At 48.1% G+C, this 844-nt stretch carries 1 protein-coding gene; it reads left to right on the top strand.

What is annotated here, in order from left to right:
* Positions 1–844, top strand: an 844-nt coding sequence (locus tag R8N47_RS24345; protein ID WP_318185998.1) for an FAD-linked oxidase C-terminal domain-containing protein, incomplete at both ends; no start/stop codon positions are given.

The following is an 844-nucleotide window of genomic DNA, read 5'->3' as shown; positions in this document are numbered from 1 at the left end:
CTCAAAAGTGCTTAATCTCGCGAAGCAAGACATTGTCTGGCACACCGTGAGCGATCTGATCACCGACGTGCCAAACAAAGAAATGCTTGGCATCAATATGGTGGAATACGCAGGGCAAGACGAAGAAGAAGTTGCTGCGCAGGTCGCGGCGTTAACCGCCAAACTCGATATCATGTTGGAAACAGAAGAAGCGGGCATTATCGGCTACCAAGTTTGTAATGATGTAGCGAGTATTGGACGTATCTACAACATGCGTAAAAAAGCGGTGGGTTTGTTAGGCGCTGCAAAAGGCCGCGCTAAACCGGTCGCATTCGCTGAAGATACGTGTGTACCACCAGAAAACTTGGCCGATTTCATTGTAGAGTTCCGCGAACTATTAGATAGCAAATCTCTGAATTACGGTATGTTTGGTCACGTTGATGCAGGGGTGCTGCACGTGCGTCCTGCGTTGGATTTGTGTGACCCGCACCAAGAAGCATTGATGCATGAAGTCTCTGATGAAGTCGTCAAGCTGGTAGCGAAATACGGCGGCCTGATGTGGGGTGAGCACGGTAAAGGTTTCCGCTCGGAATATGGTCCGGAGTTCTTTGGCAAAGAGTTGTTTACTGAGCTTCGACGCGTAAAAGCTGCATTCGACCCACACAATAAAATGAACCCAGGCAAAATCTGTACGCCACTTGATAGCGATGCAGAGTTGGTAAAAGTAACCGACACCAAACGTGGTTACTATGATCGCCAAATTGACGTACAAGTACGTGACAGCTTTAAGCAAGCGATGGAATGTAACGGGAACGGTTTGTGCTTTAACTACGATACCAGTTCGCCGATGTGTCCATCGATGAAA

Source organism: Vibrio sp. 2132-1 (assembly GCF_033344315.1).
The sequence above is the reverse complement of the archived record's forward strand: the minus strand, read 5'-3'. Positions and strand labels throughout refer to the sequence as shown.